Annotated in this window: 21 protein-coding genes; 8 read left to right on the top strand and 13 right to left on the bottom strand. The window is 63.8% G+C overall.

Annotated features, from left to right (window positions below; genetic code table 11):
* The 5 genes from ACL0K2_RS14785 to purE form a co-directional block, all read right to left on the bottom strand.
* Positions 1 to 672 carry a uracil-DNA glycosylase family protein gene (locus tag ACL0K2_RS14785; protein ID WP_239611598.1) on the bottom strand — a complete coding sequence of 224 codons (672 nt, stop codon included), beginning with the start codon at positions 670 to 672 and terminating at the stop codon, positions 1 to 3.
* A 16-nt stretch (positions 673 to 688) separates the two neighbouring features.
* Positions 689 to 1,219 (bottom strand): DUF3299 domain-containing protein, encoded by a 531-nt coding sequence (locus tag ACL0K2_RS14780; protein WP_045164131.1) that lies wholly within the window; start codon positions 1,217 to 1,219, stop codon positions 689 to 691.
* 50 nt (positions 1,220 to 1,269) lie between these two features.
* Positions 1,270 to 1,521: a GlsB/YeaQ/YmgE family stress response membrane protein gene (locus ACL0K2_RS14775; RefSeq protein ID WP_025243550.1), complete on the bottom strand. Its 252-nt coding sequence runs from the start codon at positions 1,519 to 1,521 to the stop codon at positions 1,270 to 1,272.
* Positions 1,522 to 1,622: 101 nt separating this feature from the next.
* On the bottom strand, positions 1,623 to 2,708 hold the full coding sequence (locus ACL0K2_RS14770) for a 5-(carboxyamino)imidazole ribonucleotide synthase (RefSeq protein WP_045164132.1): 1,086 nt from the start codon (positions 2,706 to 2,708) through the stop codon (positions 1,623 to 1,625).
* Positions 2,709 to 3,200 carry a 5-(carboxyamino)imidazole ribonucleotide mutase gene (gene purE / locus ACL0K2_RS14765; RefSeq protein WP_045164133.1) on the bottom strand — a complete coding sequence of 164 codons (492 nt, stop codon included), beginning with the start codon at positions 3,198 to 3,200 and terminating at the stop codon, positions 2,709 to 2,711.
* Between the two features lie 253 nt (positions 3,201 to 3,453).
* Between purE and adhP the strand changes: the two genes are divergently transcribed.
* A complete protein-coding gene (gene adhP / locus ACL0K2_RS14760; protein WP_239611294.1) occupies positions 3,454 to 4,476 on the top strand; it encodes an alcohol dehydrogenase AdhP in 1,023 nt (340 codons plus the stop codon).
* A 40-nt stretch (positions 4,477 to 4,516) separates the two neighbouring features.
* On the opposite strand, the gene ACL0K2_RS14755 is transcribed toward adhP, so the two are convergent.
* Positions 4,517 to 5,443, bottom strand: coding sequence for a LysR substrate-binding domain-containing protein (locus ACL0K2_RS14755; RefSeq protein ID WP_045164135.1), 927 nt, complete (start codon positions 5,441 to 5,443; stop codon positions 4,517 to 4,519).
* A 190-nt stretch (positions 5,444 to 5,633) separates the two neighbouring features.
* Here ACL0K2_RS14755 and ACL0K2_RS14750 point away from each other — a divergent pair, with 190 nt between their 5' ends.
* The 3 genes from ACL0K2_RS14750 to ACL0K2_RS14740 all read left to right on the top strand — a co-directional run bounded on the left by ACL0K2_RS14750 (position 5,634) and on the right by ACL0K2_RS14740 (position 9,340).
* Positions 5,634 to 7,058 carry an aspartate ammonia-lyase gene (locus ACL0K2_RS14750; RefSeq protein ID WP_045164136.1) on the top strand — a complete coding sequence of 475 codons (1,425 nt, stop codon included), beginning with the start codon at positions 5,634 to 5,636 and terminating at the stop codon, positions 7,056 to 7,058.
* Positions 7,059 to 7,164: 106 nt separating this feature from the next.
* Positions 7,165 to 8,424, top strand: coding sequence for a dicarboxylate/amino acid:cation symporter (locus tag ACL0K2_RS14745; RefSeq protein WP_413042926.1), 1,260 nt, complete (start codon positions 7,165 to 7,167; stop codon positions 8,422 to 8,424).
* Positions 8,425 to 8,581: 157 nt separating this feature from the next.
* Complete coding sequence (locus ACL0K2_RS14740) at positions 8,582 to 9,340, top strand: substrate-binding periplasmic protein (RefSeq protein WP_413042925.1); 759 nt, start codon at positions 8,582 to 8,584, stop codon at positions 9,338 to 9,340.
* A 55-nt stretch (positions 9,341 to 9,395) separates the two neighbouring features.
* Here the strand turns inward: ACL0K2_RS14740 and ACL0K2_RS14735 are convergent, their stop codons facing one another.
* A complete protein-coding gene (locus ACL0K2_RS14735) occupies positions 9,396 to 10,217 on the bottom strand; it encodes a helix-turn-helix domain-containing protein (protein WP_413042924.1) in 822 nt (273 codons plus the stop codon).
* A gap of 151 nt (positions 10,218 to 10,368) precedes the next feature.
* Here ACL0K2_RS14735 and ACL0K2_RS14730 point away from each other — a divergent pair, with 151 nt between their 5' ends.
* Together ACL0K2_RS14730 and ACL0K2_RS14725 are read left to right on the top strand one after the other, a co-directional pair.
* Entirely contained in the window at positions 10,369 to 11,814 is a 1,446-nt protein-coding gene (locus ACL0K2_RS14730; RefSeq protein ID WP_413042923.1) for an alanine/glycine:cation symporter family protein, read from the top strand.
* Between the two features lie 63 nt (positions 11,815 to 11,877).
* Complete coding sequence (locus tag ACL0K2_RS14725; protein ID WP_413042922.1) at positions 11,878 to 12,870, top strand: asparaginase; 993 nt, start codon at positions 11,878 to 11,880, stop codon at positions 12,868 to 12,870.
* Positions 12,871 to 12,900: 30 nt separating this feature from the next.
* Here the strand turns inward: ACL0K2_RS14725 and ACL0K2_RS14720 are convergent, their stop codons facing one another.
* From ACL0K2_RS14720 to nudE, 3 genes are all read right to left on the bottom strand, one after another.
* On the bottom strand, positions 12,901 to 15,750 hold the full coding sequence (locus ACL0K2_RS14720) for an ATP-binding protein (RefSeq protein ID WP_413042921.1): 2,850 nt from the start codon (positions 15,748 to 15,750) through the stop codon (positions 12,901 to 12,903).
* A gap of 103 nt (positions 15,751 to 15,853) precedes the next feature.
* On the bottom strand, positions 15,854 to 16,669 hold the full coding sequence (gene cysQ, locus ACL0K2_RS14715) for a 3'(2'),5'-bisphosphate nucleotidase CysQ (protein WP_045164143.1): 816 nt from the start codon (positions 16,667 to 16,669) through the stop codon (positions 15,854 to 15,856).
* A complete protein-coding gene (nudE, locus tag ACL0K2_RS14710) occupies positions 16,666 to 17,232 on the bottom strand; it encodes an ADP compounds hydrolase NudE (RefSeq protein WP_045164383.1) in 567 nt (188 codons plus the stop codon). Before nudE ends, cysQ begins: the two co-directional genes overlap by 4 nt.
* Before the next feature lie 122 nt (positions 17,233 to 17,354).
* On the opposite strand from nudE, the gene yrfG reads away from it, so the two are divergent.
* Together yrfG and ACL0K2_RS14700 are read left to right on the top strand one after the other, a co-directional pair.
* The gene (gene yrfG / locus ACL0K2_RS14705; RefSeq protein WP_413042920.1) at positions 17,355 to 18,035 is read left to right on the top strand and encodes a GMP/IMP nucleotidase; all 681 of its coding nucleotides are present in this window, start codon (positions 17,355 to 17,357) and stop codon (positions 18,033 to 18,035) included.
* 201 nt (positions 18,036 to 18,236) lie between these two features.
* Positions 18,237 to 20,339, top strand: coding sequence for a PAS domain-containing protein (locus tag ACL0K2_RS14700; RefSeq protein ID WP_413042919.1), 2,103 nt, complete (start codon positions 18,237 to 18,239; stop codon positions 20,337 to 20,339).
* A gap of 107 nt (positions 20,340 to 20,446) precedes the next feature.
* Here the strand turns inward: ACL0K2_RS14700 and fdhD are convergent, their stop codons facing one another.
* The 3 genes from fdhD to fdhF all read right to left on the bottom strand — a co-directional run bounded on the left by fdhD (position 20,447) and on the right by fdhF (position 24,556).
* Entirely contained in the window at positions 20,447 to 21,280 is an 834-nt protein-coding gene (gene fdhD, locus ACL0K2_RS14695) for a formate dehydrogenase accessory sulfurtransferase FdhD (RefSeq protein WP_413042918.1), read from the bottom strand.
* Positions 21,281 to 21,400: 120 nt separating this feature from the next.
* Positions 21,401 to 21,637 carry a formate dehydrogenase subunit delta gene (locus tag ACL0K2_RS14690; RefSeq protein ID WP_230623710.1) on the bottom strand — a complete coding sequence of 79 codons (237 nt, stop codon included), beginning with the start codon at positions 21,635 to 21,637 and terminating at the stop codon, positions 21,401 to 21,403.
* Positions 21,638 to 21,712: 75 nt separating this feature from the next.
* Complete coding sequence (gene fdhF / locus ACL0K2_RS14685; protein WP_413042917.1) at positions 21,713 to 24,556, bottom strand: formate dehydrogenase subunit alpha; 2,844 nt, start codon at positions 24,554 to 24,556, stop codon at positions 21,713 to 21,715.
* Between the last annotated feature and the right edge of the window lie 7 nt (positions 24,557 to 24,563).

Here is a 24,563-nt window from a genome sequence, read left to right as displayed (position 1 = left end):
TCAATCGAGCAGTTGCTGCAGACGTGTCTCCAGCAGCGACGGAAAGCGTTCGAACCAGGCACGGTTGCGCGGCGAGGGATGTGGAAGCGGATGCAGACGAAACGCTCGCGTAGTGCCCTGTTCCGTTGCCAGCTCAATATCGAAACAGGCCGTGAAACGGTCTTCACGCTGCCAGAACTCTTCGAGCTGCCGGCGCACCTCGCGCGGCTGTTCCAAGCCGAACCAGAGAAAGGCTTCGCGCCCGAGCGTGACGATGTCGCGACCGCGCCAGTTGTCGATCAGCACCCGGCGCATCAGCGGATGAAAACGACGCTTGACCGCCATCGACCAGGCGCGATTGCCCAGTGGTTTGTAGGGCACCGTATTGATCCAGAAAAAGCCCGCACCGACCGCCCGGCTCGCCTCGAAATCCGGCATGTCTTCGCCGTGCAGATGCCGGTAGAGCGAACGCCGTACCAGTTGACCACCGCCACCGATGAAGGGCTCGCCATAGCGAACCTCCTCGCGTCCCGGATCCCGGCCGAAGAAGGCGATGGGCGCGTCCGCCCGACCGAGGCCGATGATCGGCTCCAACGGGTCCTTATCGAATTTCTGATAGACCGACACGTCAATGCCTTCGGTCCGGGCTGCGAGCGCGCGGAAAGCCTCACGCTCGGTCTGATCGAGGGGAATCGGACTGCGTTTCGACTTAGAGGTCACTTTCGTCCACCAGCGTCACCTCGGCCGCCGATATCACATACGCCGCATCGGCCAGATCATTGCTCACCGGTTCGATCGCGAGCGTGCCGTCAACCCAGAGCGGTGCATAGATATCTTCCAGGGTAATCCCGTTCGGATAGCGAACCATGACGATCTGGTTCGGCGGTGGCGGCGGAACGTGGATGCAGGCGCCGGGATAAGGCACCAAAAAGAACTCGGTGCTGCGGCCCTTGCTGTCGGTTTCAAGCGGTACGGGATAGCCGCCGAGACGCACCTGCTTGCCATTCAATGACGGCACGGTCTTGGCCGAATACATCACCGCTGGCAGGCCGCTCCCTTGCTTGAGCCCGCCTTGATCGCTGAAACCACCGGCTTCAGGGGAGTTGTGCTCGATCTCCGGCATTTCTTCCAGCGCCTTGCGGTCCTCGGCAGGCATCAGCTCGAGCCAGTCGAGTTCCGCCGGAGCGGCTTGGACGAAGGAGACACAGCACAGCAGCAGGAAGAGAAATATCTGGCGCATGGCAACCGAACGATAGGAAAACGGGGCCGCCAGGCACGGCCCCGAGCGGATCAGTGCTTACGGCTGGTAACCATGCCGTAAATCACCAGCAGAATGATCGCACCGACCACGGCGCCGATAAAGCCTGCTCCCTCACCCGCCTCATAGAGACCGAGCGCCTGGCCGCCATAGGTAGCCAGCAGCGAACCGCCGATACCCAGCAGGATGGTCATGATCCAACCCATGCTGTCGTTGCCTGGCTTCAGGAAACGTGCGATGAGGCCGACGATCAGGCCGATGATGATGGTTCCAATGATGCCCATTTGGCGATCTCCTCAGGTCCGAAAAAATGTGTTACGTATTCTCGGACCTGAGGCGAGCCAGCCAGTTCGCCGGCGATCACATCAAGCCGGACGGCCGGAGTTCAGTCGCGGCTGATCAGCGATTCGACCGCGGTAATCTGTCGGTCCAGCGTGGCACGGTCGGGACAGCGCAGCGTGGCATGGCCGACCTTGCGACCGACCTTGAACGCTTTGCCGTAATGATGCAGATGGCAGTCCTCGACAGCGATGACACTCTCCACGGCCGGCACTTCACCGATGAAGTTGAGCATGGCGCTCTCGCCGACCTTGGCGGTCGAGCCCAGCGGCAGACCGGCCACGGCGCGCAGGTGATTCTCGAACTGGCTGCATTCGGCGCCCTCGATGGTCCAGTGCCCGGAATTGTGCACGCGTGGCGCGATCTCGTTCGCCTTGAGCCCGCCGTCGACCTCGAAGAACTCGAAAGCCAGCACACCGACATAATCCAGCTTGGTCAGCACGCGCCCGGCGTAGTCCTCGGCCAGCGATTGCAGTGGGTGATTGCTGCTGGCGACCGACAACCGCAGGATGCCTTCTTCGTGGGTGTTGTGAACCAGCGGATAGAAACAGACCTCGCCATCGCGGCTACGCACGGCGATCAACGAGACTTCCCCGGTGAACGGCACGAAGCCTTCGAGAATGCAGGGTACGCTGCCCAACTCGGCGAAGGCATTGGCGACATCGCTCGGCTTGCGCAGGACCTTCTGGCCCTTGCCGTCATAGCCCAAGGTGCGCGTCTTGAGCACCGCCGGCAGGCCGACGCTGGCCGCCGCGGCGTCGAGATCGGCCTGGGATTGGATATCGGCAAACTCGGGCGTCGGGATGCCGAGATCCTTGAACATGGACTTCTCGAACCAGCGATCACGGGCGATACGCAGCGCTTCGGCGCTCGGGTAGACCGGGACGAACTGCGAGAGAAACGCAACGGTCTCCGCTGGCACACTCTCGAACTCGAAGGTCACCAGATCGACCTCGTCGGCCAGCTGGCGCAGGTGGTCCTGGTCGCTGTAGTCGGCACGCAGGTGCTCGCCCAGGGCGGCAGCACAGGCATCCGGTGCCGGATCGAGGAAGGCGAAGTTCATGCCCAGCGGCGTCCCCGCCAGGGCCAGCATACGGCCCAGTTGGCCGCCACCGATCACGCCAATCTTCATTTACGCGTCCCTCGGGTCCGGGTTGTCGAGCACGGTTTGAGTCTGTTCGTCGCGGAATTTCTTCAGCGCGGCGTGATACTCGGGGAACTCATGGCCAAGGATGCTGGCCGAGAGCAGTGCGGCGTTGATCGCGCCTGCCTTGCCGATGGCCAGGGTAGCGACCGGCACACCTGCGGGCATCTGCACGATGGACAGTAGCGAATCCACGCCCGAGAGCATCGAGGACTGCACGGGCACGCCGAGCACGGGCAGATGGGTTTTGGCCGCGCACATGCCGGGCAAATGGGCGGCGCCGCCGGCGCCCGCAATGATCACGCGCAGGCCACGCCCTTCGGCCTGTTCGGCGTACTGAAAGAGCAGATCGGGGGTGCGGTGCGCTGACACCACGGTGACTTCGTGCGGAATGCCGAGCTTTTCCAGCATGTCTGCGGTGTGGCTCAAGGTGGACCAGTCGGACTTGGAGCCCATGATCACGCCTACCAGTGCGGTCATCGTCGTGCCTCTCTTCGGCGCCTGCGGGCGCATCAGGAACAACGGCCGCGCTGAAAACAGCGCGGCCGTGCAGGTACATGGCCGGAACCGGTCCGACCGAAGGCCGCGCAGTATAGCGCAAGCCCCCGCCCGCCGGCACCCGCGACCGTACGTCCGGCCACGCCGTCGATCGCGGCGGGTATTGCTCGAAGTCAATGGTGCGCCCCCGGGGCCGGGAGCAGACTGGCGGCTCCGATGCAAAGGAGACTCCCCAATGACCCAGACCATGAAAGCCGCCGTGGTGCATGCCTTCGGCGAACCACTGCGTATCGAGGAAGTGAAAGTGCCGGTGCCAGGTGCCGGCCAGATACTAGTGAAAATCGAAGCCTGCGGCGTCTGCCACACCGACCTGCATGCCGCCGAAGGCGACTGGCCGGTACGCCCCGCCCTGCCCTTCATCCCCGGCCATGAAGGCGTCGGCTACGTCGCCGCCGTGGGCAGCGGGGTGACGCGCGTCAAGGAGGGCGACCGCGTCGGCGTGCCCTGGCTCTATACCGCCTGTGGCTGCTGCGAGCATTGCCTGACCGGCTGGGAAACCCTGTGTACCGCGCAACAGAACACCGGTTATTCAGTCAACGGTGGCTATGCCGAATATGTCCTGGCTGACCCCAACTATGTCGGCATCCTGCCGGACAAGGTCGCGTTCGATGAGATTGCACCGATCCTCTGCGCCGGCGTCACGGTTTACAAAGGCCTGAAGATGACCGGCGCCCGTCCCGGCCAGTGGGTGGTGATTTCCGGTGTCGGTGGACTGGGCCATGTCGCGGTGCAATACGCCAAGGCGATGGGCTTGCACGTGGTGGCGGTCGACGTCGACGACGCCAAGCTGGAACTGGCGAAGAAGCTCGGCGCCAGCCTGACCATCAATGCCCGCAGCGAAGACCCGGTGGCGATCGTCCAGCGCGACATCGGCGGGGCGCATGGGGTGCTGGTCACTGCGGTGTCCAACAGCGCTTTCGGCCAGGCCATCGGCATGGCTCGCCGTCACGGAACGGTCGCGCTGGTTGGCCTTCCGCCAGGCGATTTCCCCACGCCGATCTTCGATGTGGTGCTCAAGGCCATCAGCATTACCGGCTCGATCGTCGGCACCCGCGCCGACCTGCAGGAAGCGCTGGATTTCGCCGCCGAAGGCTTGGTCAAGGCGACTATCCATGCTGGCAAACTGGACGACATCAACCAGATCTTCGACCAGATGCGCGCGGGGACCATCGAGGGACGCATTGTTCTGAGCCTTTAAGCGCAGGCCCGGATGCGCCAAGCTCGTGTCCGGGCCCAACTCAATCCTCGACCGCCATCTCAGCAACCTGACCCGCGCCGCTTTCCAGCTTGCGCCAGAGCAGTCGCACCGGCGCCTTGCGCACCAGCGCACAGCGATACAGGCGAATCTCCAGCGGCACCCGCCAATGCTCGGCTCCGCAGATCACCAGCTCACCACGCTCCAACTCGGCGGTTACGGAGAGCCGTGGCACCCAGGCCAGGCCCAGCCGCTGCATCGCCATGCTTTTCAAGCTGTCGGCCATCGCCGTTTCGTACACCGTGGACGAGCGCAGGCCGCGTTGACGCAGCAGCAAATTAACCGACCGACCCAGCGAGGCGCCGGCGCTGTAGGCCAGCAGCGGCACGGTCTGGCCGCTGTCGGGATCGAACAGCGGCCTGCCGGCGTCATCGACAGCGCAGACCGGCACGATCTCGGTACGTCCCAGCGACAACGACGGAAACAGCTCCGGATCCATCTGCAGCGCGGCATCCGGATCGTAATAGGCAAGGATCAGGTCGCAGGCGCCTTCGCGCAGGGAATGCACCGCCTCGCCGACGTTGGTCGCCACCAGCCGGCTGTTGACCGGCACACCATCGAGACGTAGCCGGGCCAACCAACCTGGAAAAAAACCGAGCGCCAGCGAATGAGCAGCGGCGATCTGCAACACCTCGCCGCGTTGCCCCTCAAGGTTGTGCAGGTAGTGCACCACCTCGCCCAGCTGTTCGACCATGTTGCGTGCCGTGACCAGGAACAGCTGTCCCGCCTCGGTCAGCTCGATCGGCGTACGGGCGCGGTTCACCAGGGTCAGGCCCAGGGTGTTCTCCAGGCTGCGGATGCGCCGGCTGAAGGCCGGCTGGGTGACGAAGCGTCGCTCGGCGGCCTGGGAGAAGCTGCGAGTAGCCGCCAGTGCGACCAGGTCTTCCAGCCACTTGGTTTCGATGTTCATGCCGGCTCCTGGCAGGCTGGGAATGGGATCGGGATGAAGCGCAATAACGCTCGCCAGCCTAACGGCGTCACACCGCAATTATGCCGATTGTGCATAGGCCAGTGTTTAACGGCATTGGCCGAGAAAGGGCCTCAGTCCTATGGTAGCGGCCTTCGCGGCAAATGCCGCTTTTCTCTCGGATGAGAACCTCATGTCCTCCGCTGCATCCTTCCGCCTCGAAAAAGATCTGCTTGGCTCGCTCGAAGTACCTGCCGATGCCTATTACGGCATCCAGACCCTACGCGCCGTGCACAATTTCCATCTTTCCGGCGTGCCGTTGTCACACTACCCGAAGCTGGTGGTCGCGCTGGCGATGGTCAAGCAGGCGGCGGCAGACGCCAACCGCGAGCTGGGGCACCTCAGCGACGCCAAGCACCTGGCGATCAGCCAGGCCTGTGCGCACTTGATCCGCGGCGAGCATCACGATCAGTTCGTCGTCGATATGATCCAGGGTGGTGCCGGCACCTCGACCAACATGAACGCCAACGAGGTGATCGCCAACCTGGCGCTGGAATACATGGGCCACGCCAAGGGCGAGTATCGCCACTTGCACCCGAACAACGACGTGAACATGGCGCAGTCGACCAACGACGCCTATCCCACGGCTATCCGCCTGGGGTTGCTGCTGGGCCACGACACCCTGCTGGCCAGCCTCGACAGCCTGGTGCAGGCCTTCGCTGGCAAGTCCGCCGAGTTCGCGCACATTCTCAAGATGGGTCGCACCCAGCTGCAGGACGCCGTGCCCATGACCCTCGGCCAGGAATTCCGCGCCTTCGCCACCACGCTCGGTGAAGACCTTGAGCACCTACGCCTGATCGCCCCGCAACTGCTGGTCGAGGTCAACCTCGGCGGAACGGCCATCGGTACCGGCATCAACGCCGACCCGAACTATCAAGCCCTGGCCGTGCAACGCCTGGCGACCATCAGCGGGCATCCGCTGAAACCCGCCGCCGACCTCATCGAAGCCACTTCGGACATGGGCGCCTTCGTCACCTTCTCGAGCATGCTCAAGCGTCTGGCGGTCAAGCTGTCGAAGATCTGCAACGACTTGCGGCTGCTCTCCAGCGGCCCGCGCACCGGCATCAACGAGATCAACCTGCCGCCGCGCCAGCCGGGCAGTTCGATCATGCCGGGCAAGGTCAATCCGGTGATTCCAGAGGCGGTCAACCAGGTGGCGTTCGAAGTGATCGGCAACGACCTGGCGCTGACCATGGCTGCCGAGGCCGGGCAGTTGCAGCTCAACGTCATGGAGCCGCTGATCGCCTTCAAGCTGTTCGACTCGATCCGCCTGCTGCAGCGCGCCATGGACATGCTGCGCGAGCATTGCATCGTCGGCATCACCGCCAACGAGGACCACTGCCGTCGTCTGATGGAAAACTCCATCGGCCTGATCACCGCGCTGAACCCCTACATCGGCTACGAAAACGCCACCCGCATCGCCGGCCAGGCGCTGCTCAGCGGCCGCGGCGTGCTGGAGCTGGTGCGCGAGGAGCAGCTGTTGGACGACGCCACCCTCGACGACATCCTGCGTCCGGAAAACATGATCGCACCGCGGCTGGTGCCGCTGAAGGCCTGACGCGCTGGTGTTTCCCGCTGTAAAGGCGCCCGCTGTGCCGGGCGCCCTTGCATACCGAGCCGCCACAAACGGCTCGTTTCAATAAGAACAACAAACAGGTATCCGCATGAATCAGAGCACCACTCTCGCTAATCCCCTGCGCCTGCTCGGCCGCCTGGCCCTGTGGCAGCAGATCCTCATCGGCCTGGGCCTGGGCATCGTCACCGGCCTCGTTTTCAAGCAGGACGCGCTGGTTCTGGCACCGATCGGCACGCTGTTTCTCAATGCCATCAAGATGCTCATCGTGCCGCTGGTATTCGTTTCGCTGGTGGCCGGCATCACCTCCATGCAGGACAGCGCCAAACTGGGACGGATCAGCGTAAAGACCATCGCCATCTACCTGATCACCACCGCGTTCGCGGTCAGCATCGGGCTGCTGTTTGGTGCGCTGTTCAGCCCCGGCGAGGGCATGAACATGGTGGCCAGCACCACCGGCGAGGCCAAGCAGGCGCCGTCTCTGGTCAGCATCCTGGTCGGCCTGATCCCGAGCAACCCGGTCACTGCATTGGCCGAAGGCAATATCCTGCAGATCATCGTTTTCGCCATTGCGCTGGGCGTGAGCATGAATCTGGTCGGTGAACGCGCGGCGCCGGCGGTGCGGCTGTTCGATGGCCTAGCCGAGACCTTCTACAAGCTCACCGATTTAGTGATGCGCGTTGCGCCGATCGGGGTCTTTGCCCTGACCGCCGGCGTGGTCGGCAGCCACGGCGCCGAAGTGCTGCTGCCCCTGGCCGGCGTCATCGGCGTGATCTACCTGGCTAGCATTGCCCATGTATTGCTCGTCTATGGCGGCCTGCTCGGACTAGTGGGGCGGTTGAGCCCGCTGCGGTTCCTGCAGGGCATTGCACCGGCACTGGCGGTTGCGTTCAGCACTTCGAGCAGTTCCGGCACCCTGCCGGTTTCCATCGAATGCGCACGCAAGAATCTCGGCGTGTCCGAAGGCGTGGCGGGCTTCGTACTCCCCGTTGGCGCCACCATCAACATGGACGGCACCGCCATCTATCAGGGCGTGCTGGCGCTTTTCATCGCTCAGGCGTTCGGCATCGACCTCAATGCCGGGCAGTATCTAATGATCATCCTCACCGCGACCCTGGCATCAGTGGGCACCGCGGGCATCCCTGGTGCGGGGTTGATCATGCTCGGACTGGTACTGACTTCGGCCGGCCTGCCACTCGAAGGTGTGGCGTTGATCGCCGGCATCGACCGGATCCTCGACATGGCGCGCACCACGGTGAACGTCGCCGGTGACCTGATGACCACTACCTTGGTCGGGCGCAGCGAGAACGAGCTGGATCAAGACGTATACAACAGCAGGAACAAGGAATGAGCCTCGCTGGGCCGCTCTGACTCGGCGGTCCAGCAAACCCGCAGACAAACGCCGCGATCCGGGCGAGGCGGCGTCGACCCCGCTGGCTAAAGCGTGATACGGCACAAGCCGCCGTTTTCAGCCCTTGCGTAGACTCCGCCGATTTCCTGGAGGCCTCATGCGCAAACTACTCACGCTTACCCTGTTGCTCAGCTCTTTCATTGCCGCACCGTTCGCCCAGGCGGAGCTCCCGAAAGGCTATGAGATGGTCCTGCAGACCGAGAACTTTCCGCCCTTCAACATGGCGGAGGGCGGCAAGAACTTCGCGAAGGAAGAGCATATCCACGGCATCAGCGCCGACACCGTGCGCGAGATGTTCAAGCGCGCCGGCATCGCCTATTCGATGACGCTACGCTTTCCTTGGGATCGCATTTACCAATCGACGCTGGATCTGCCTAACCACGGCCTGTTCTCGACGTCGATGACCGATGAGCGCCGGTCGCTGTTCAAGTGGGTCGGCCCCATCGCGCAATACGAAAGCGTCCTGCTCTCGGCACCCGGCTCGAACCTCAAGCTGACCAGCCTCGCCCAGGCCCAGGGGTACAAGATAGGTGCCTACAAGAGCAGCGCGGTGAGTCAGCGCGTGGAGGCTCAGGGTCTTGCACCGGTCAATGCGCTGCGCGATCAGGAAAACCTGCAGAAGTTGCTCACCGGCAAGATCGACCTCTGGGCGACGTCCGACCCGGTGTGGCGCTACTACGCCAAGCAGGAGGGCGTGAGCGGCCTGAACACGGTGCTGGTGTTCAACTCGTCGCCGCTGTACCTGGCCCTCAACAAGGACACGCCCGATGAAGTGATCACTCGCCTGCAAAGCGCCTTGGATCAGATGAAGACCGAGGGTTACGGCAGCTGCGTCAAGCACCCCGAACTCTGCTGAATCAGCAGCGACCTCGCGGAAGGCACCTTCGTGCCGGACCCGCAAGCGCCACCAGCTACTCGATCTCGAACAAGCCGTCACGCATTTGCGCTGAGGCCAACCGATCGCGGATCTCCGGATCGATCCGCGGATCATCCCGCCCGTAGAGCATTACCTGCCGGTAGGCATTGACCCGGTTGATCTCGGTACCCAGGTACTCCCAGACTACGCGGGTACAGGCCGGCGTACGTCGGTCTCCGCTGGAGACACCGGTTTTCAAGCCATTGAGGCGGCTGATACGGCTCTTGAAGCTGGGAATCAGGATGGTCTGGCTCATCTCGTTGTCGGTCAGTGACTCGTAGTCGATGAGAAACAGTCGATCCTGCAAATAGAAGGCGGCGCCCAGGTAGCGGCAGCGCACCACGCCGTCTTCCTGTTTGGGATTGTCGGGACGCGACTGTTCCTGACGTTCCTGGCGTTCGAAGACGAAGCTGCCGCGATCCTCGCGTAGATGCACCAGCGACAGCAGGATCTGCCCCGGCACCGACATGCAATTGGCATATTCGAAGTAGTAGCCACAGTAACGGGACAGGCTGTTGGCGTTGTCGCGCATCGGCTGGAACAACTCCAGCAGCGGGTCACTGGCGGCGATGCGCTCCTGATCGTTTCGTCGCAGACCGATCAACTGCGCGAACTGTTCACCGGGCAGGCTCAGCTCGTAGCCCTCGACCCCGAAGAAATCACAGATGCGTTTGAGGTTATGCGCAGTGGGGCGGCTTTGGCCACTCAGGTACTTGTTGAATTGCGCCCGGTTGATCGAAAGCTTGCGGCACACCTCGGCAATCGACCGGTAATGGCTGCAGAGCAGCTTGAGATTGGCGCCGAGGTGGTCTTGCATAGTCGATCCCAGTGATGCGAGCGGCGCGATTCTAGCATCAACTCGCGTCAGTTCGCCGCGATCCGCGCAATTGCATCACTGAGGCATCTGGCCAACCATTCCCCGGCTGCGTCCTTACATTCGTCCAAAACAACAAGAGAGACCCTTCCGCATGCTCGATCTTCTCAACGATCTCATCTGGAGCAAGCTGCTCATCGTGATGCTGATAGGCCTCGGCCTGTTCTTCACCATCGCCTCGCGCTTCGTCCAGTTCCGCTACTTCGGCAGCATGTTTCAGATTTTCGGCGAAGCCTTCAAACGCCAGCCGGGCCAGCTCAGTTCATTCCAGGCGTTGATGCTCAGCGTCGCCGGCCGCGTCGGTGCCGGCAATATCGCCGGTGTCTCGGTCGCCATCATGCTCGGCGGCCCAGGCGCGATCTTCTGGATGTGGATTGTGGCCCTGGTCGGCATGGCCACCAGCTACTTCGAGTGCTCCCTGGCGCAGCTGTACAAGCGCCGTGAACCCGACGGCGGCTATCGCGGCGGCCCGGCGTTCTACATCCAGCACGGCCTTGGTCAACGCTGGCTGGGTATCGTGGTATCGCTGCTGTTGCTGGTGACCTTCGGCTTCGGCTTCAACGCCGTGCAGTCGTACACCGTCGCCAGTTCGATGAACGATACCTTCGGCGTGCCGACCTTCGTCAGCGGCATCGTGCTGATGGTGGTGATCGGCCTGATCATCTTCGGCGGCATCAAGCGCATCGCCAAGTTCGCTGACGTGCTGGTTCCGGTGATGGCGTTCTCTTACATCGCCATGGCGATCTTCGTCATCGGCAGCAATGCCGGCGATATCCCTGCCGCCTTCGGCACCATCTTCCGTAGCGCCTTCGGCCTCGAACCGGCATTCGCCGGTGGCATCGGCGCGGCGATCATCATGGGCGTCAAGCGCGGTCTGTTCTCCAACGAAGCCGGCCTGGGCAGCGCGCCCAACGTGGCCGCAGTCGCCGAGGTCAAGCACCCGGTGGCACAGGGCATCGTGCAGTCGTTGAGCGTGTTCATCGACACCATCGTGCTGTGCAGCTGCACCGCGCTGATCATCATCCTCTCCGGCGTGTTCGAGCCGGGCAGCGAGATGGCCGGTGTGGTCCTGACGCAAACTGCCGTCGCGGCCGTTGTCGGTGAGTGGGGCCGGGTGTTCATCAGCGTAGCGCTGTTGCTGTTCGTGTTCACCACCCTGATCTACAACTACTACCTCGGCGAGAATGCGCTGGGCTTCTTCACTGAGAAGCGCTGGCCGGTGCAGGTCTACCGCGTCATGGTGATCGGCCTGGTGATGTGGGGCTCGATCCAGGACCTGGGCACGGTGTTCGGCTTTGCCGACGTCACCATGGGTCTGCTGGCGATATGCAACCTGATCGCCTTGGCGCTGCTGTTCAAGGTCGGGCTGCGCCTGATGCGCGACTACGACAGCCAGCGTGACGCGGGCGTCGAACAGCCGGTGTTCGATCCGAAGCACTTCGCCGATCTGGACCTGGATCTGACCGTCTGGCCAGCCCGCGGTACGAATGAAGCCCCGGCGAACGGGACTGTTGCCAACGCCCAGGCGCATCAGCACTAAGTGCCCGCAAGCGCTGTATGAACAGGGGGCTGCGGCCCCCTTTTCTTTGACAGGAGACCCCCTATGCCGGCTTCCAGAAACATCCTGGTGCTGTACACCGGCGGCACCATCGGCATGCAACAGAGCGCCGAAGGCCTGATGCCCGCCTCTGGCTTCGCCAGCAGGCTGCGCGAGCAGCAGGATCAGCAACCCCAGCTGACCCTGCCCAGCTGGCAGTTCCGCGAGCTGCTGCCGGCAATCGACAGCGCCAACATGAACCAGGCCAACTGGCTGGCCATGGTCGAGGCCATTCGTGCCGGCGTCGAGCAGGACGGCTGCGATGGCGTGCTGGTGCTGCATGGCACCGATACCCTGGCCTACAGCGCTGCCGCCCTGAGCTTCTTGCTGCTCGGGCTCGAGGTGCCGGTGCTGCTGACCGGCGCCATGCTGCCGGCCGGTGCGCCTGACAGCGATGCCTGGAGCAACCTCTTCGGCGCCATGCACGCACTGCAGGCCGGGATCGAGCCGGGGGTATATCTGTACTTCAGTGGCAAGCTGATGTCCGGCGTGCGGGCCAGCAAACGCGGTACCGCGACGCTGGATGCCTTCGGTGTCGCGCCTCGTTTGCGTCAGGGTAAACGTGCGCCAGGCATCCCGGCCACGCTCGACTATCGCCAGCCGCGCCGGTCGGTCAGCCTTGCGGTGCTGCCGTTCTACCCGGGCATCGAGGCGTCACATCTACGCGCCCTGCTGGCCTGCGGCGTGCAAGGTGTGCTGCTCGAATGCTACGGCAGCGGTACGGGCCCGGCGGACGATGCCGAGCTGCTGGCGGTATTGAAGGATGCACATGAGCGTGGTGTGGTGCTGGCAGCAATCAGTCAGTGCCCGCAAGGTCACGTCGAGTTCGGCATCTACGCCGCCGGCAGCACGCTGGCGGCCACAGGGTTGATCTCCGGCGGTGGCATGACCCGTGAAGCCGCGCTGGGCAAGCTGTTCGCGCTGCTCGGCGCAGGTTTGTCACAGGCAGAAACCGAACACTGGTTCGCCCTCGATCTTTGCGGCGAGCGTGCCGACTAGCGGTATCGACGACTCAGTCCGGGCTGAGGTTCAGCGCTGCAGACAGGCGCGGACCTGCCTGCGCAGCTCGTCCAGGTCCAGCGGTTTGGCCAGGCGAGCCTGACAGTCGATCTCATCAGCGAGCTCGCTGGACGCACTCAGCACGATGACCGGAACCTCCCGGGTAGCCGGCGTCTGGCGTAGCAGCGCCAGCAATTCCTTGCCCTTGAGTTCCGGCAGATTGAGGTCCAGCAGCAACAACTCCGGCGGATCGGCGAGCACATGTTTGAGGGCGGTCCGGCCGTTATCGATCACGCTGATTTCACCGATGTCGGCCAACGCCTTGCGTACCAGCAGCTGGCTGGCCGGATCGTCTTCCACGTAGACGATCCGCGGCCGCTCGTGGGGCGGCAGTACAGGCTCCGGCTCGAGCACCGGCAGCGCGACCCAGAACAGGCTCCCCGCACCCAGCTTGCTCTTCACACCGATGCTGCCTCCCATCAGCTTGGCGTATTCCAGGCTCAGCGACAGCCCGATACCGGCGCCCTGGATATTCGAATGCTCACGTCCTAGACGCTGGAACGGCGCGAACAATTGCGCCTGCAACGCCTCGTCGATGCCCAGTCCCGTGTCCTCGACCATCAGCCTTACCTGCCCGGCAGCCGTTTCGATGGACATCCGTATCCGGCCGGACGGGTTGTTGTACTTGATCGCGTTGGACAACAGGTTGAGCAACACCTGGCGCAGCCGTCTCGGCTCGGCCAGCACCTCGATGGGTGACGCTGGCAGGTCGAATTCCAGCTGCAAGTCATGACGCTGGACATCAAGCGCGACCAGCTCGGCGCACTCTCGCATCAGCGCACAGACCTCCACCCGCTTGAGCTCCAGCCGCGGCCGCTCGGCCTGCAGGCTCGACCAGTCGAGGATGTCAGCGAGGAGCTGATTGAGGTGGCGGCTGGCCAGCAGGATTTCGTCGAGATAGTCGGCCGCCTCCGGGTCGGTTTCAGGGGAACAGTCCATGCGCATCAGTTGGGCGAAGCCGAGGATGGCATTGAGCGGTGTTCGCAATTCATGGCTGATGCTGGAAATCAGATGGGTCTTGGCCTCGTTGGCCGCCTGGGCCTGTTGCGTGGCATGGCGCAGATCCTCTTCGACCCGCTTGATCGCATCGATGTCGACATGAGTACCCGCCAACAGCGTGGCTTCGCCTGTCTGCGGATCGCGCTCGAGCACGCGGCCGCGACTCAGCAGCCAGTGATATTCACCGAGCGCGTCGGCAAAGCGGAACTCGCATTCATAGCGCGTAGCATTTCCCGACTGCATACGCGCCAGCTCGGCACGCACGCGAGGCAAATCGCGCGGATGGATGCGTTGGAAAAATTGCGCCGAGGCGAGTTTCGACGAGGGCAAGCCGAAGCGGTACGGGAGGCGCCCGCGCAGCTGCAGGGTGGCGTTGCGCATGTCGTTTTCCCAGAGGCTTTCGGTCGAGCTCTCGAGCACCAGTTCGAGACGCTTCTGCGTCTGCGTCCGCTGCGCCTCGCTGAGCTCCAGCTGGCCACCGATGGCCTGGGTGTGCTGGGCCAGATCGTCCAGTTCACGGATATTGGACGAGACCGACTGAGGCCGCCATTGACCCTGGCCGATCTGTCCCATCATCCGTGAGATGCTGGCGATGGGCGCCAGCAGCGCCTGGCTGAGCCGCCGAGCACGCAGCCACATATAGGCGAAGAACAGCAGATAGAACAGCAGCAGGCCGGCAATCAGCAAATAGCCGATCTGCCGATAATGGCTGGCCAGGGTCGTGGTCTGGCTGAACACCGCAGCCTCGTCCACCACCGCCAGCAGATGCCAGCCCGTCGGCTCCACCGTGGCCCAGGCTACCAGCTGCCGACCATCATCGAGGCTCAGGCGCTGCACCCCGTCAGCCTGCGCGGCGACGGCGCTGGCCAGCTTGTCGGTACCCGGACGACGCCCGAGACGGAAATCCTCGGGCTTGAAGATCTCTCGCCGAATCGCTTCGTCGTAGGAGTGCTCGGTCAGCTCAGCGAGGCCGAACTGGCGCTCGCCCGCCTCGGGCAGGGCCATGATGTCGAGGTCGCGGCTGACCAGCATGGCATAACCGTTCCAAGGCACTCGCAGACGTCCGATCTGCTGCAGAATGCCGCTGACCGTGACGTCGATACCGCTGACCCCTTCCAGGAAATCGCCTCGATACACCGGCGCGATGGCTGACATCATCCACCCGTGCCCAGCCGGATCCAGGTAGACGTCGGTCCAGACCACCCGCCGCGCCGGGTTTTGCCAGGAGTTGGCCAGGTAATAAAAGTTGTAGCGGGGGATGTCCATGTCCGGCGGATACTGTTCCGCGGTGTTGAACCAGGGGTAGATGTGGTTATAGCTGTCCCAGCTGTTGAAATAGAGGCTGGCGATCAGCGGGTTGCCGGCGTGCAACTCCTTCATCAGCGGATCGAGACGGTGCAAGCGCGCCACCTTTTCCAGATCCTGCTGCTCGGGCGCGGTGGCGGCGGAGTAGAAACTGGCCGCGCCGCCGTTATCGATCGGGCTATAGCGCACCCCACCCTCACTCAGGGTCAGCGATGCAGGCGGCACCGGGCTGTCGTCCTCCAGCGCACGGAGGGTGAAATTGCGAAACAGGGCGGTGGTACTCGCCACTTGCTGCAACTGCTGACTGATGATCCGCGCTTCGCGGTCCACCGCCGCTTGCAGCTCGGCAAGCGCTGTCTCGCGTAGATACTCTATCTGCGCATCGCGGATGGCCGTGTTGGTCAGCAGGTAGGCCGCGATAAGCACCACCTCGACCAGCACCAGCGGAATCAGCGCGCTTTGAACGAAGGCGCGCCAGATCCATTGACGTATCCCGACAGGGGTTTTCAATGACACTGCGCTGCTCCAGCGATCCGACTCAGGCCCCCGGCTGGCCACGGTGCGCACTGCATTGGCGGAACCGGACCGCGTTCAGTGTAATGACCGATAGCCCAGCGACTCAGCGGTTCGCCAGCTCGATCAGCCCGGCACGCCACGCCACACCGCGTGGCAACGCCAGGAAGGATGGGTTGAGATAGCTTTCACGTGCCTCGTACGTCAGCGTGGCGCCGCCAATGTCCAACACCTCGCCCCCTGCACCCTCGAGCACGCCCTGGGCGGCGGCGGTGTCCCACTGCGAAGTTGGCGCCAGTCGCGGATAGCAGTCGGCAGCGCCCTCGGCCAGCAGGCAGAACTTCAACGAACTGCCGACGCTGGCCAGCACCAGCTCGCCGAAGCGCTGGCGCAGCCCGTCCAGTAACTGCTCCTGCGCCGGGCTCGAATGACGACGGCTGGCGACCACGGTGAACCCCTCGGCCGGTTCATGGCGCACCTGCAACGGCTGGGCCGCGCCATCGGCTTCGGCACGCCAGGCACCGAATTCGGCGCCGCCGTAGTAACAGCGGCCGTTGGCCGGAATGCCTACCACGCCGAACAGCACCCGCCCCTGCTCGATCAGCGCCACGTTGACGGTGAACTCCTCGCTGCCGGCAATGAATTCCTTGGTTCCATCCAGCGGATCGACCAGCCACCAGCGGGTCCAGCCGGCGCGCTCGGCCAGGCTCAGATTGCAATCTTCTTCGGACAGCACCGGAATGTTCGGATCCAGCGCACGCAGGCCGTCGGCCAACAGGTGATGCGCCGCCATGTCGGCCGCAGTCACCGGCGAGGCGTCCGCCTTCTCGTGCACCCGTACCTCATTGCGCCAATGTGGCAGGATCGCCTGCCCGGCGTCGCGCACCAGGTCGATGACCCTGGCCAGATACGGATGACTCATCGGACGTACTCCCCTCGCTCGGTCAGCAGGTCCCGCGCCAGATACAGCGCCGCCAGAGCGCGTCCTTCGCTGAATTGCGGGTTCTGGATCAGGCTCGACAACTCGCGCAGATCGATCCGGTCGACGCGCATCGGCTCCGGCTCGTCGCCTGGCAGCTGTTCGGGATAAAGGTCGCGGGCCAGGACCACCTGAATTTTCTGGCTCATGTAGCCGGGCGAGAGGGATAGCTCGGTGAGCAATTCGAGGCGGCGCGCACCGAAACCAGCTTCTTCCTTCAACTCGCGGTTGGCAGCATCGAGCACGTCTTCGCCCGGCTCGATCAGGCCCTTGGGCAGCGACAGCTCATAGGTATCGGTGCCGCCGCAATATTCCTCGACCAGCAATGCCCGTCCGTCGGCATCCAGCGCGACGATCATCACCGCGCCATAGCCGGTGCCCTGGCCAACCAGCCGTTCGTAGGTGCGCTCGACACCATTGGAAAACCTCAGCTGCAGCTCCTCGACACGGAACAGACGGCTGGTGGCAACGATCTCACGGGCAAGCACGGTAGGTTTCTGGCGCATGGGGATATCCTTGAAACGCGAACCGCAATCATAACCCGCCTTTTTGCCATCGCCGTGAACGCTTTGCATCGAACCGACCACTGCCGCACCATTGCATCAATCGCCGAAAAAAAGAGCCTGCCATGATCGCTTCACTGCCCTGGTCCGACATCGATACCGTCCTGCTGGATATGGACGGCACCTTGCTGGACCTGCACTTCGATAATCATTTCTGGCTCGAATTCCTGCCGCAACGTTACGCCGAACTGCACGGCATCAGCTACGCCATGGCCGAACTGGAGCTGGCTCCGTTATTCAACGAGCACGAAGGCAAGCTCACCTGGTATTGCCTGGATTTCTGGACCCGCGAGCTGAACCTGCCGATTCGCGAAATGAAGCGCGAAATCGCCGACCTGATCGCCCTGCGGCCAGCCGCCGACGAGTTCCTCGCCGCCCTGCGTGATGCAGGCAAGCGGGTGGTGCTGATCACCAATGCCCATCGCGACTCGCTGTCATTGAAGCTCGAGCGAATCGAACTGGCGCCCTGGTTCGACCGCCTGATCAGCTCTCACGACTACGGATTTCCAAAGGAGCAGGCACAGTTCTGGGACGCCCTGAAGGCGGATCTGGACTTCGACCCGGCCACATCGCTGTTCATCGACGACAGTCTGCCTGTTTTGCGCAGCGCTCGTGATTTCGGCATCGCGTACCTGTTGGCCGTCAGCGAACCGGACAGTCGGCGCGGGCAAAAAAATACCGAAGAATTCACAGCCGTCGACGATTACCTGGAGCTGATCCGCAGCCTGCAGGGATATCCGGCCTGAACCGCCGCTGTGATGACTTAATTACAGCGGCCCGAGGTCGCCCATAAGCCAGTGGCCATTCGACAGGAATGATTAGGATGGCGATGCGTCCAAACAGACAAGACAACGAGGCCCAGCCTCTGGCTGCGCCGCACCAGGCATCCGATGCCGCATAAACGCGACGACCGGCGAAATCGCTCGTCGCGCATCGATGGACAACCTATGGCAGTAAACCCAGAGCCCTGGCCGGCCGGTACTAGTCAAATGAGCGGACGCATCCGCGGCCACGACTGGAGCGCAACGCCACTGGGCCCGATCGAAAACTGGCCCGTCCCGCTGCGGATCCTTCTCGACACGCTGCTCGACGCGCCGCTGCCCATGTGCGTGCTATGGGGCGAGACCGGCTTGCAGCTGTACAACGATGCCCATGCCGCGCTGATCGGCCGTTACCATCCTGACGCTTTGGGTGCGCCAGTCGCCATCACCTGGGGTGCCATCTGGCCCGAGCTGATCGAAGCCCGCGAAACCAACGACCGCAGCCAGGCGTGTCTGCTACGCAACCACCGTCTTTCAGAGGACGGTACCGCCGACGGGGCCGCCGCCTGGTTCGATCTGGCCCTCAGCCCGATCAGAGATGGCCAGGCAGTCGGCGGGCAGTTGTTGTGCCTGCGCCATAGCGAGGAACAAGCGCTGCGCCGCAGCGAAGCGGAGATCCGTATGATCACCGATGCGCTGCCGATCCTTATCGGCTACATCGATCGAGACCAGCGTTTTCGTTTCAACAACCACTATTACAAAGAATGGTTCGGGCATTCACCCGAATGGCTGCGGGGCAAAACCGTGCGCGAGGTGCTTGGCGAGGAAGGCTACGCGCTGCGCCAGAACCATATCGAAGCGGTCCTCGCCGGACAGACCATCAGCTTCGAGACCTCGAGTCCACACCGTGACGGCCAGGAACGCCACAGCCAGGTGCAATACCTGCCACGTCGGGATGCCAACGGGCAGGTACAGGGATTCTTCGTCCTGGCGCAGGACGTCACCGAGCGCTGGCAGGCCGAGCAGGCACTGCGCGAACTCAACGAGACGCTGGAAAGCCGGGTGCAGGAACGTACCGAGGCCCTGGCCGAAGTCTATGAGCGGCTGGTCACTGAAATGGCCAGCCGCGAACAGGCACAGGAAGCCCTGCGCCAGGCACAGAAGATGGAAGCAGTGGGCCAGCTCACCGGCGGCATCGCCCACGATTTCAACAACATGCTCACCGGTATCATCGGCGGGTTGGATCTGATCCAGCGGTACAACCAGTCGGGCCGCCACGGCGAAACCCAGCGTTTCATCGATGCCGCGGTGAACTCGGCCAATCGCGCCGCCGCACTGACCCATCGACTGCTGGCCTTCGCCCGGCGCCAGCCGCTGAATCTCAAGCGAGTCGATCTGAATGCCCTGGTCGAATCGATGCGCGACCTGATGGTGCGCACCCTCGGCAGTCATATTCTGATCGACGCCATGTTGGCGCCGGATCTGTGGCCGGCCAACAGTGACGAGAACCAGCTCGAAAGCGCTCTGCTCAATCTGGTGATCAACGCCCGCGACGCCATGCCCGACGGCGGCAGCCTGTACATCGCCACCGCCAACGTGCATCTGCAGCGCCCATCGGAGGTGGGCGAGCTGGCACCCGGGCGCTACGTCAGCCTCAGTGTGATCGACAGCGGTTTCGGCATGACACGCAAGGTGTTGGCTGCGGCCTTCGAGCCATTTTTCACCACCAAACCGATCGGCCAGGGCACCGGTCTCGGCCTGTCGATGATTTATGGCTTCGCGCGCCAGGCCGGCGGTCACGTGCAGATCCGCAGCGAACCGGGCAACGGCACCGAGGTCACGCTCTATTTGCCAGCGTACAAAGGGATGGCTTCGCCAGCAGCGCTGTCCGAGCCCTCGAAACAGGCCCCACAGGCACTGCAGGGTGAAACCGTGCTGGTGGTGGAGGATGATCCCGCCGTGCGTCTGCTGGTGTTGGACGTATTGGGTATGCTCGGTTACCGCGCATTGGAAGCAGCCGAAGGCGATGCCGCAGCGAAGATTCTGCAAAGCGGCGAGCACATCGACCTGCTGATCTCAGACGTCGGTTTGCCGGGCATGAACGGTCGCCAGCTGGCTGACATCGCGCGTCAGCACCGCCCCGGGTTGCGTGTGCTGTTCATGACCGGTTACGCCGAGCAGGCGGCCAGCAGCGGCTTTCTCGATACCGGCATGGACATGATCAGCAAGCCATTCTCCGTCGATCATCTGGCGACGCGGGTGCGCGACATGCTGGCAAGCGATTCCTAGCGCACCGGATACCCACCTGTGCGCAACGCGCATTGAAGCATCGTCTGGGGCCGCTCACACAAGCGCGATCGGCACAAGAACACCGCGGCATTCGTGAAGCGGAAGGGCTATTCGGCGTTATTACAGGGGCTGTAGGCCCGCGGCGCGCTGTGGTGCGGCAGATGGATCAGATTGAGGTGGTGCTGGCGCGCCCAGCGCACGCAGAGGTCGGTCGGTGCCGACAGGCTGACCAGCGTCGACAACCCGGCACGCACGGCCTTGTGGATCAGCTCCAGGCTGCAACGGCTGGTGACCACGGCGAAGCCCCGCCGGCTGTCGCGGCCTTCTCGACGCAGCGCGCCGATCAGCTTGTCCAGCGCATTGTGCCGGCCGATGTCTTCGCGACACAGCACGATTTCGCCGTGCTCGTCGACGTACAGCGCGGCGTGCAGCGCACCGCTTTGCCGCGCCAGGCGCTGCGCATCGTTGATCCGCGCGCGCAGCTCATGCAGATGCGCGGCCGGCGGCAAGGGGCTGGGCGTCAGCGTGGTCAGTTGCGGCAACGCCTGCTCGATCGCCTCCACGCCGCACAGACCGCAACCGCTGGTGCCAGCGAGACTACGGCGCTGTTGCTTGAGCGCCCAGAACGCACGATTACCGATCTGCACCTCGGCGCTGAACGCCTCGCCGCGACGGCTGAGCTGGATGTCGTAGATTTCATCCACGCTTTCGACAAGCGCGCCGCTCAGGCTGAAGCCGACGACGAAGTCCTCCAGGGCACTGGGCGAGACCATCATCACCGCATGGCTGATGCCGTTGTAGGCGATGGCCAGGGCGCACTCCTCGGCCAGCACCGCATTGCCCCGCTGCGCGGCAGCGTCCAGCTCGACGTAGCTGTAGGCCTCCGGCGCCGGGTTGGTGATGCGATCAGCGGCGAGCGGACGGGAGGCACGGCGTGACATGGCGTTGGGTTCCTCGCAATGATCGTAGGTGGATCGCGCTTTATCGATCCACCATAAGCGCCGCGACGGCGGATGAAAAGACCGTCATCCACCCTACGCCGAACCGGGACATTATGCTGCTCACGCCACCTGCGGTTCGATTTGCTCACGCAGCCCTTGCAGCGCCTGCAGGGCGAACTCGCTGAGCCCTTCGCCGCCGTGGGCGTCCAGATGCGCATAGAGTGCGGTGCGCATCTGCGGGTCCCACTGGCGCCTGAGGTGCTGGGCGAATTCGCTGCGCGCCTGGGCGGGGTCGGGTTGGGAGGCGAAGAAGGCGCCGATCTGGTTGGCCATCTTGATCAGTTGCGTGGCATTCATGCCCATCTGCACACCTCGATGCGCTGAAGAGAAAACAGGAGCCAACGGCGGGCCGCGAAGGCCCGCCGCTGGGGTTTACAGCTGGGTGACCTGGATGCGCGGCAGGAACTCGACCTGCTCGCGGGTGAAGGCCTCGAACTCCTGCTGCCACTTCGACGGCACCTCGACCTTGTGCACCTGTACCGCAGTCACCTTGTACTCGGGACAGTTGGTGGCCCAGTCCGAGTTGTCGGTGGTGATCACGTTGGCGCCGGATTCCGGGTGGTGGAAGGTGGTGTAGACCACACCCGGCTGCATGCGCTCGGTGACCTTGGCGCGCATCACCGTCTCGCCGGCACGGCTGTTGATGCCGACCCAGTCGCCATCGTTGATCCCACGGTCCTCGGCATCCACTGGATGCAGTTCGAGAATGTCCTCGGCGTGCCAGGCGCCGTTGGCGGTGCGCCGGGTCTGTGCGCCAACGTTGTACTGCGACAGGATGCGGCCGGTGGTGAGCACCAGCGGACGCTTGCGCGAGGTGCGCTCTTCGGTCGGGATGTACTCGGTGACCATGAAGCGACCCTTGCCACGCACGAACGCGTCCTCATGCATGATCGGCGTACCTTCCGGCGCCTCGTCGTTGCACGGCCACTGGATACTGCCCATCCGGTCGAGCTTGGCGTAGCTGACGCCAGTGAAGGTCGGGGTCAGGCGGGCGATCTCGTCCATGATCTGCGACGGATGGGTGTAGTTCATCGGGTAGCCGAGGGCGTTGGACAGCGCCACTGTCACTTCCCAGTCTTCCTTGCCGGCCAGCGCGGGCATCACCTTGCGCACCGGTGAAATGCGCCGCTCGGCGTTGGTAAAGGTGCCGTTCTTCTCCAAGAAAGAGGCGCCCGGCAGGAACACATGGGCGTATTTGGCGGTTTCGTTGAGGAAGAGGTCCTGCACCACCACGCACTCCATGGCCTTGAGCGCGTCGGTGACGTGCTGCGTATCCGGATCGGATTGCGCCGGATCCTCGCCCTGCACGTAGAGGCCCTTGAAGGTGCCGGCGTGGGCCGCGGCGAGCATGTTGGGAATGCGCAGACCCGGCTCGTCGAGCAACTGGACGCCCCAGGCGGCCTCGAATTGAGGCCGCACCACCGGATCCGAGACATGGCGGTAGCCCGGCAATTCATGCGGGAAGGAGCCCATGTCGCAGGAGCCCTGCACGTTGTTCTGTCCGCGCAGCGGATTCACCCCAACGCCCGGGCGACCGATGTTGCCAGTGGCCATGGCCAGGTTGGCGATCGCCATGACGGTGGACGAGCCCTGGCTGTGCTCGGTGACGCCCAGGCCGTAGTAGATCGCGGCGTTGCCGCCGGTGGCGTACAGCCGGGCGGCTGCGCGTACCTCGGCGGCCGGCACGCCGGTCAGCTCCTGCATGGCCTCGGGGCTGTTGCGCTGCTCGCTGACGAAGGAACGCCATTGCTCGAAGGCCTCGGCCTCGCAGCGCTCGGCGACGAAGACCTCATTGACCAGCCCTTCCGTGACGATCACGTGAGCCAGGCTGTTGAGCAGGGCGACGTTGCTGCCGGGGCGCAATTGCAGATGGTGTTCGGCCTTGATGTGCGGGCTGCGCACCAGGTCGATACCGCGCGGATCGGCGACGATCAGCCGCGCGCCTTCACGCAGGCGGCGCTTGAGCTGCGAGCCGAACACCGGATGGCCGTCGGTGGGGTTGGCGCCAATCACCAACACCACGTCGGCGGACAGCACCGAGTCGAAGTCCTGAGTACCGGCGGATTCGCCGAGAGTGACCTTGAGGCCATAGCCGGTCGGTGAATGGCAGACCCGCGCGCAGGTGTCGACGTTGTTGTTGCCGAAGGCGGCACGCACCAGCTTCTGCACCAGATAGGTTTCCTCGTTGGTGCAACGCGAGGAGGTCAGCCCGCCGACCGAGTCGCGGCCGTACTGCGCCTGGATCTCCTTGAAGCGCCTGGCGGCATAACCGATCGCCTCGTCCCAGCTCACCGAACGCCAGGGCTCGCTGATGCTGTCGCGGATCATCGGCGTCTTGATGCGGTCCGGGTGAGTGGCGTAACCCCAGGCGAAGCGGCCTTTGACGCAGGCATGGCCGTGGTTGGCGTGGCCGTCCTTGTTCGGCACCATGCGCACCACTTCGTTGCCCTTGACCTCGGCCTTGAACGAGCAGCCAACGCCGCAATAGGCGCAGGTGGTGGTCACGCTGCGTTCGGCCTGGCCCATCTCGATCAGCGACTTCTCAGTCAGGGTGGCGGTCGGGCAGGCATTCACGCAGGCGCCACAGGAAACGCACTCGGAATCGATGAAGCTTTCGTCCTGGCTGGCGGCCACTCGCGAGTCGAAGCCACGGCCGTCGATCGTCAGGGCGAAAGTGCCCTGCACTTCTTCACAGGCCCGCACGCAACGGTTGCAGACGATGCACTTGGATGGGTCGTAGGTGAAATAGGGGTTGGATTCGTCTTTGGGCTCGGCCAGGTGAGTCTTCACCGGGTCGTAGCGCACCTCGCGCAGGCCAACCACACCAGCCATGTCCTGCAGTTCGCAGTTACCGTTGGCCGAGCAGGTCAGGCAGTCCAGCGGGTGATCGGAGATGTACAGCTCCATGGTGCCGCGGCGCAGTTCGGCGAGCTTGGGGCTCTGTGTGCGCACTTTCATACCCGGCTCAACCGGAGTGGTACAGGACGCCGGATAACCGCGGCGGCCCTCGATTTCCACGGTACACAGGCGACATGAGCCGAACGGCTCCAGGCTGTCACTGGCGCACAACTTGGGCACGGCGATGCCAGCCTCTTGTGCAGCGCGCATGACCGAGGTGCCAGCTGGCACGGTGATGGCGGTGCCGTCGATTTCCACCGTTACCGGGGCGCCGGTGCGGGCGGGGGTGCCATAGTCGAGTTCACGATACAGGGCCATGTCTGTG

The organism is Pseudomonas sp. YJ42 (genome assembly GCF_047225135.1).
In the GTDB taxonomy this organism is placed as follows: Bacteria; Pseudomonadota; Gammaproteobacteria; order Pseudomonadales; family Pseudomonadaceae; genus Stutzerimonas; species Stutzerimonas stutzeri_E.
This window is presented reverse-complemented; position numbering and strand designations above follow the sequence as displayed.

Excerpts from the sequence above, each read along its gene's own strand:
- ACL0K2_RS14725 (WP_413042922.1), top strand. The coding sequence starts at position 11,878 with ATGCCGGCTTCCAGAAACATCCTGGTGCTGTACACCGGCGGCACCATC.
- ACL0K2_RS14770 (WP_045164132.1), bottom strand. The coding sequence starts at position 2,708 with ATGAAGATTGGCGTGATCGGTGGCGGCCAACTGGGCCGTATGCTGGCC.
- adhP (WP_239611294.1), top strand. The coding sequence starts at position 3,454 with ATGACCCAGACCATGAAAGCCGCCGTGGTGCATGCCTTCGGCGAACCA.
- ACL0K2_RS14690 (WP_230623710.1), bottom strand. The coding sequence starts at position 21,637 with ATGAATGCCACGCAACTGATCAAGATGGCCAACCAGATCGGCGCCTTC.
- ACL0K2_RS14700 (WP_413042919.1), top strand. The coding sequence starts at position 18,237 with ATGGCAGTAAACCCAGAGCCCTGGCCGGCCGGTACTAGTCAAATGAGC.
- ACL0K2_RS14755 (WP_045164135.1), bottom strand. The coding sequence starts at position 5,443 with ATGAACATCGAAACCAAGTGGCTGGAAGACCTGGTCGCACTGGCGGCT.
- yrfG (WP_413042920.1), top strand. The coding sequence starts at position 17,355 with ATGATCGCTTCACTGCCCTGGTCCGACATCGATACCGTCCTGCTGGAT.
- ACL0K2_RS14775 (WP_025243550.1), bottom strand. The coding sequence starts at position 1,521 with ATGGGCATCATTGGAACCATCATCATCGGCCTGATCGTCGGCCTCATC.
- ACL0K2_RS14730 (WP_413042923.1), top strand. The coding sequence starts at position 10,369 with ATGCTCGATCTTCTCAACGATCTCATCTGGAGCAAGCTGCTCATCGTG.
- ACL0K2_RS14780 (WP_045164131.1), bottom strand. The coding sequence starts at position 1,219 with ATGCGCCAGATATTTCTCTTCCTGCTGCTGTGCTGTGTCTCCTTCGTC.
- fdhD (WP_413042918.1), bottom strand. The coding sequence starts at position 21,280 with ATGTCACGCCGTGCCTCCCGTCCGCTCGCCGCTGATCGCATCACCAAC.
- ACL0K2_RS14735 (WP_413042924.1), bottom strand. The coding sequence starts at position 10,217 with ATGCAAGACCACCTCGGCGCCAATCTCAAGCTGCTCTGCAGCCATTAC.
- ACL0K2_RS14750 (WP_045164136.1), top strand. The coding sequence starts at position 5,634 with ATGTCCTCCGCTGCATCCTTCCGCCTCGAAAAAGATCTGCTTGGCTCG.
- ACL0K2_RS14745 (WP_413042926.1), top strand. The coding sequence starts at position 7,165 with ATGAATCAGAGCACCACTCTCGCTAATCCCCTGCGCCTGCTCGGCCGC.
- cysQ (WP_045164143.1), bottom strand. The coding sequence starts at position 16,669 with ATGAGTCATCCGTATCTGGCCAGGGTCATCGACCTGGTGCGCGACGCC.
- nudE (WP_045164383.1), bottom strand. The coding sequence starts at position 17,232 with ATGCGCCAGAAACCTACCGTGCTTGCCCGTGAGATCGTTGCCACCAGC.
- fdhF (WP_413042917.1), bottom strand. The coding sequence starts at position 24,556 with ATGGCCCTGTATCGTGAACTCGACTATGGCACCCCCGCCCGCACCGGC.
- purE (WP_045164133.1), bottom strand. The coding sequence starts at position 3,200 with ATGACCGCACTGGTAGGCGTGATCATGGGCTCCAAGTCCGACTGGTCC.
- ACL0K2_RS14740 (WP_413042925.1), top strand. The coding sequence starts at position 8,582 with ATGCGCAAACTACTCACGCTTACCCTGTTGCTCAGCTCTTTCATTGCC.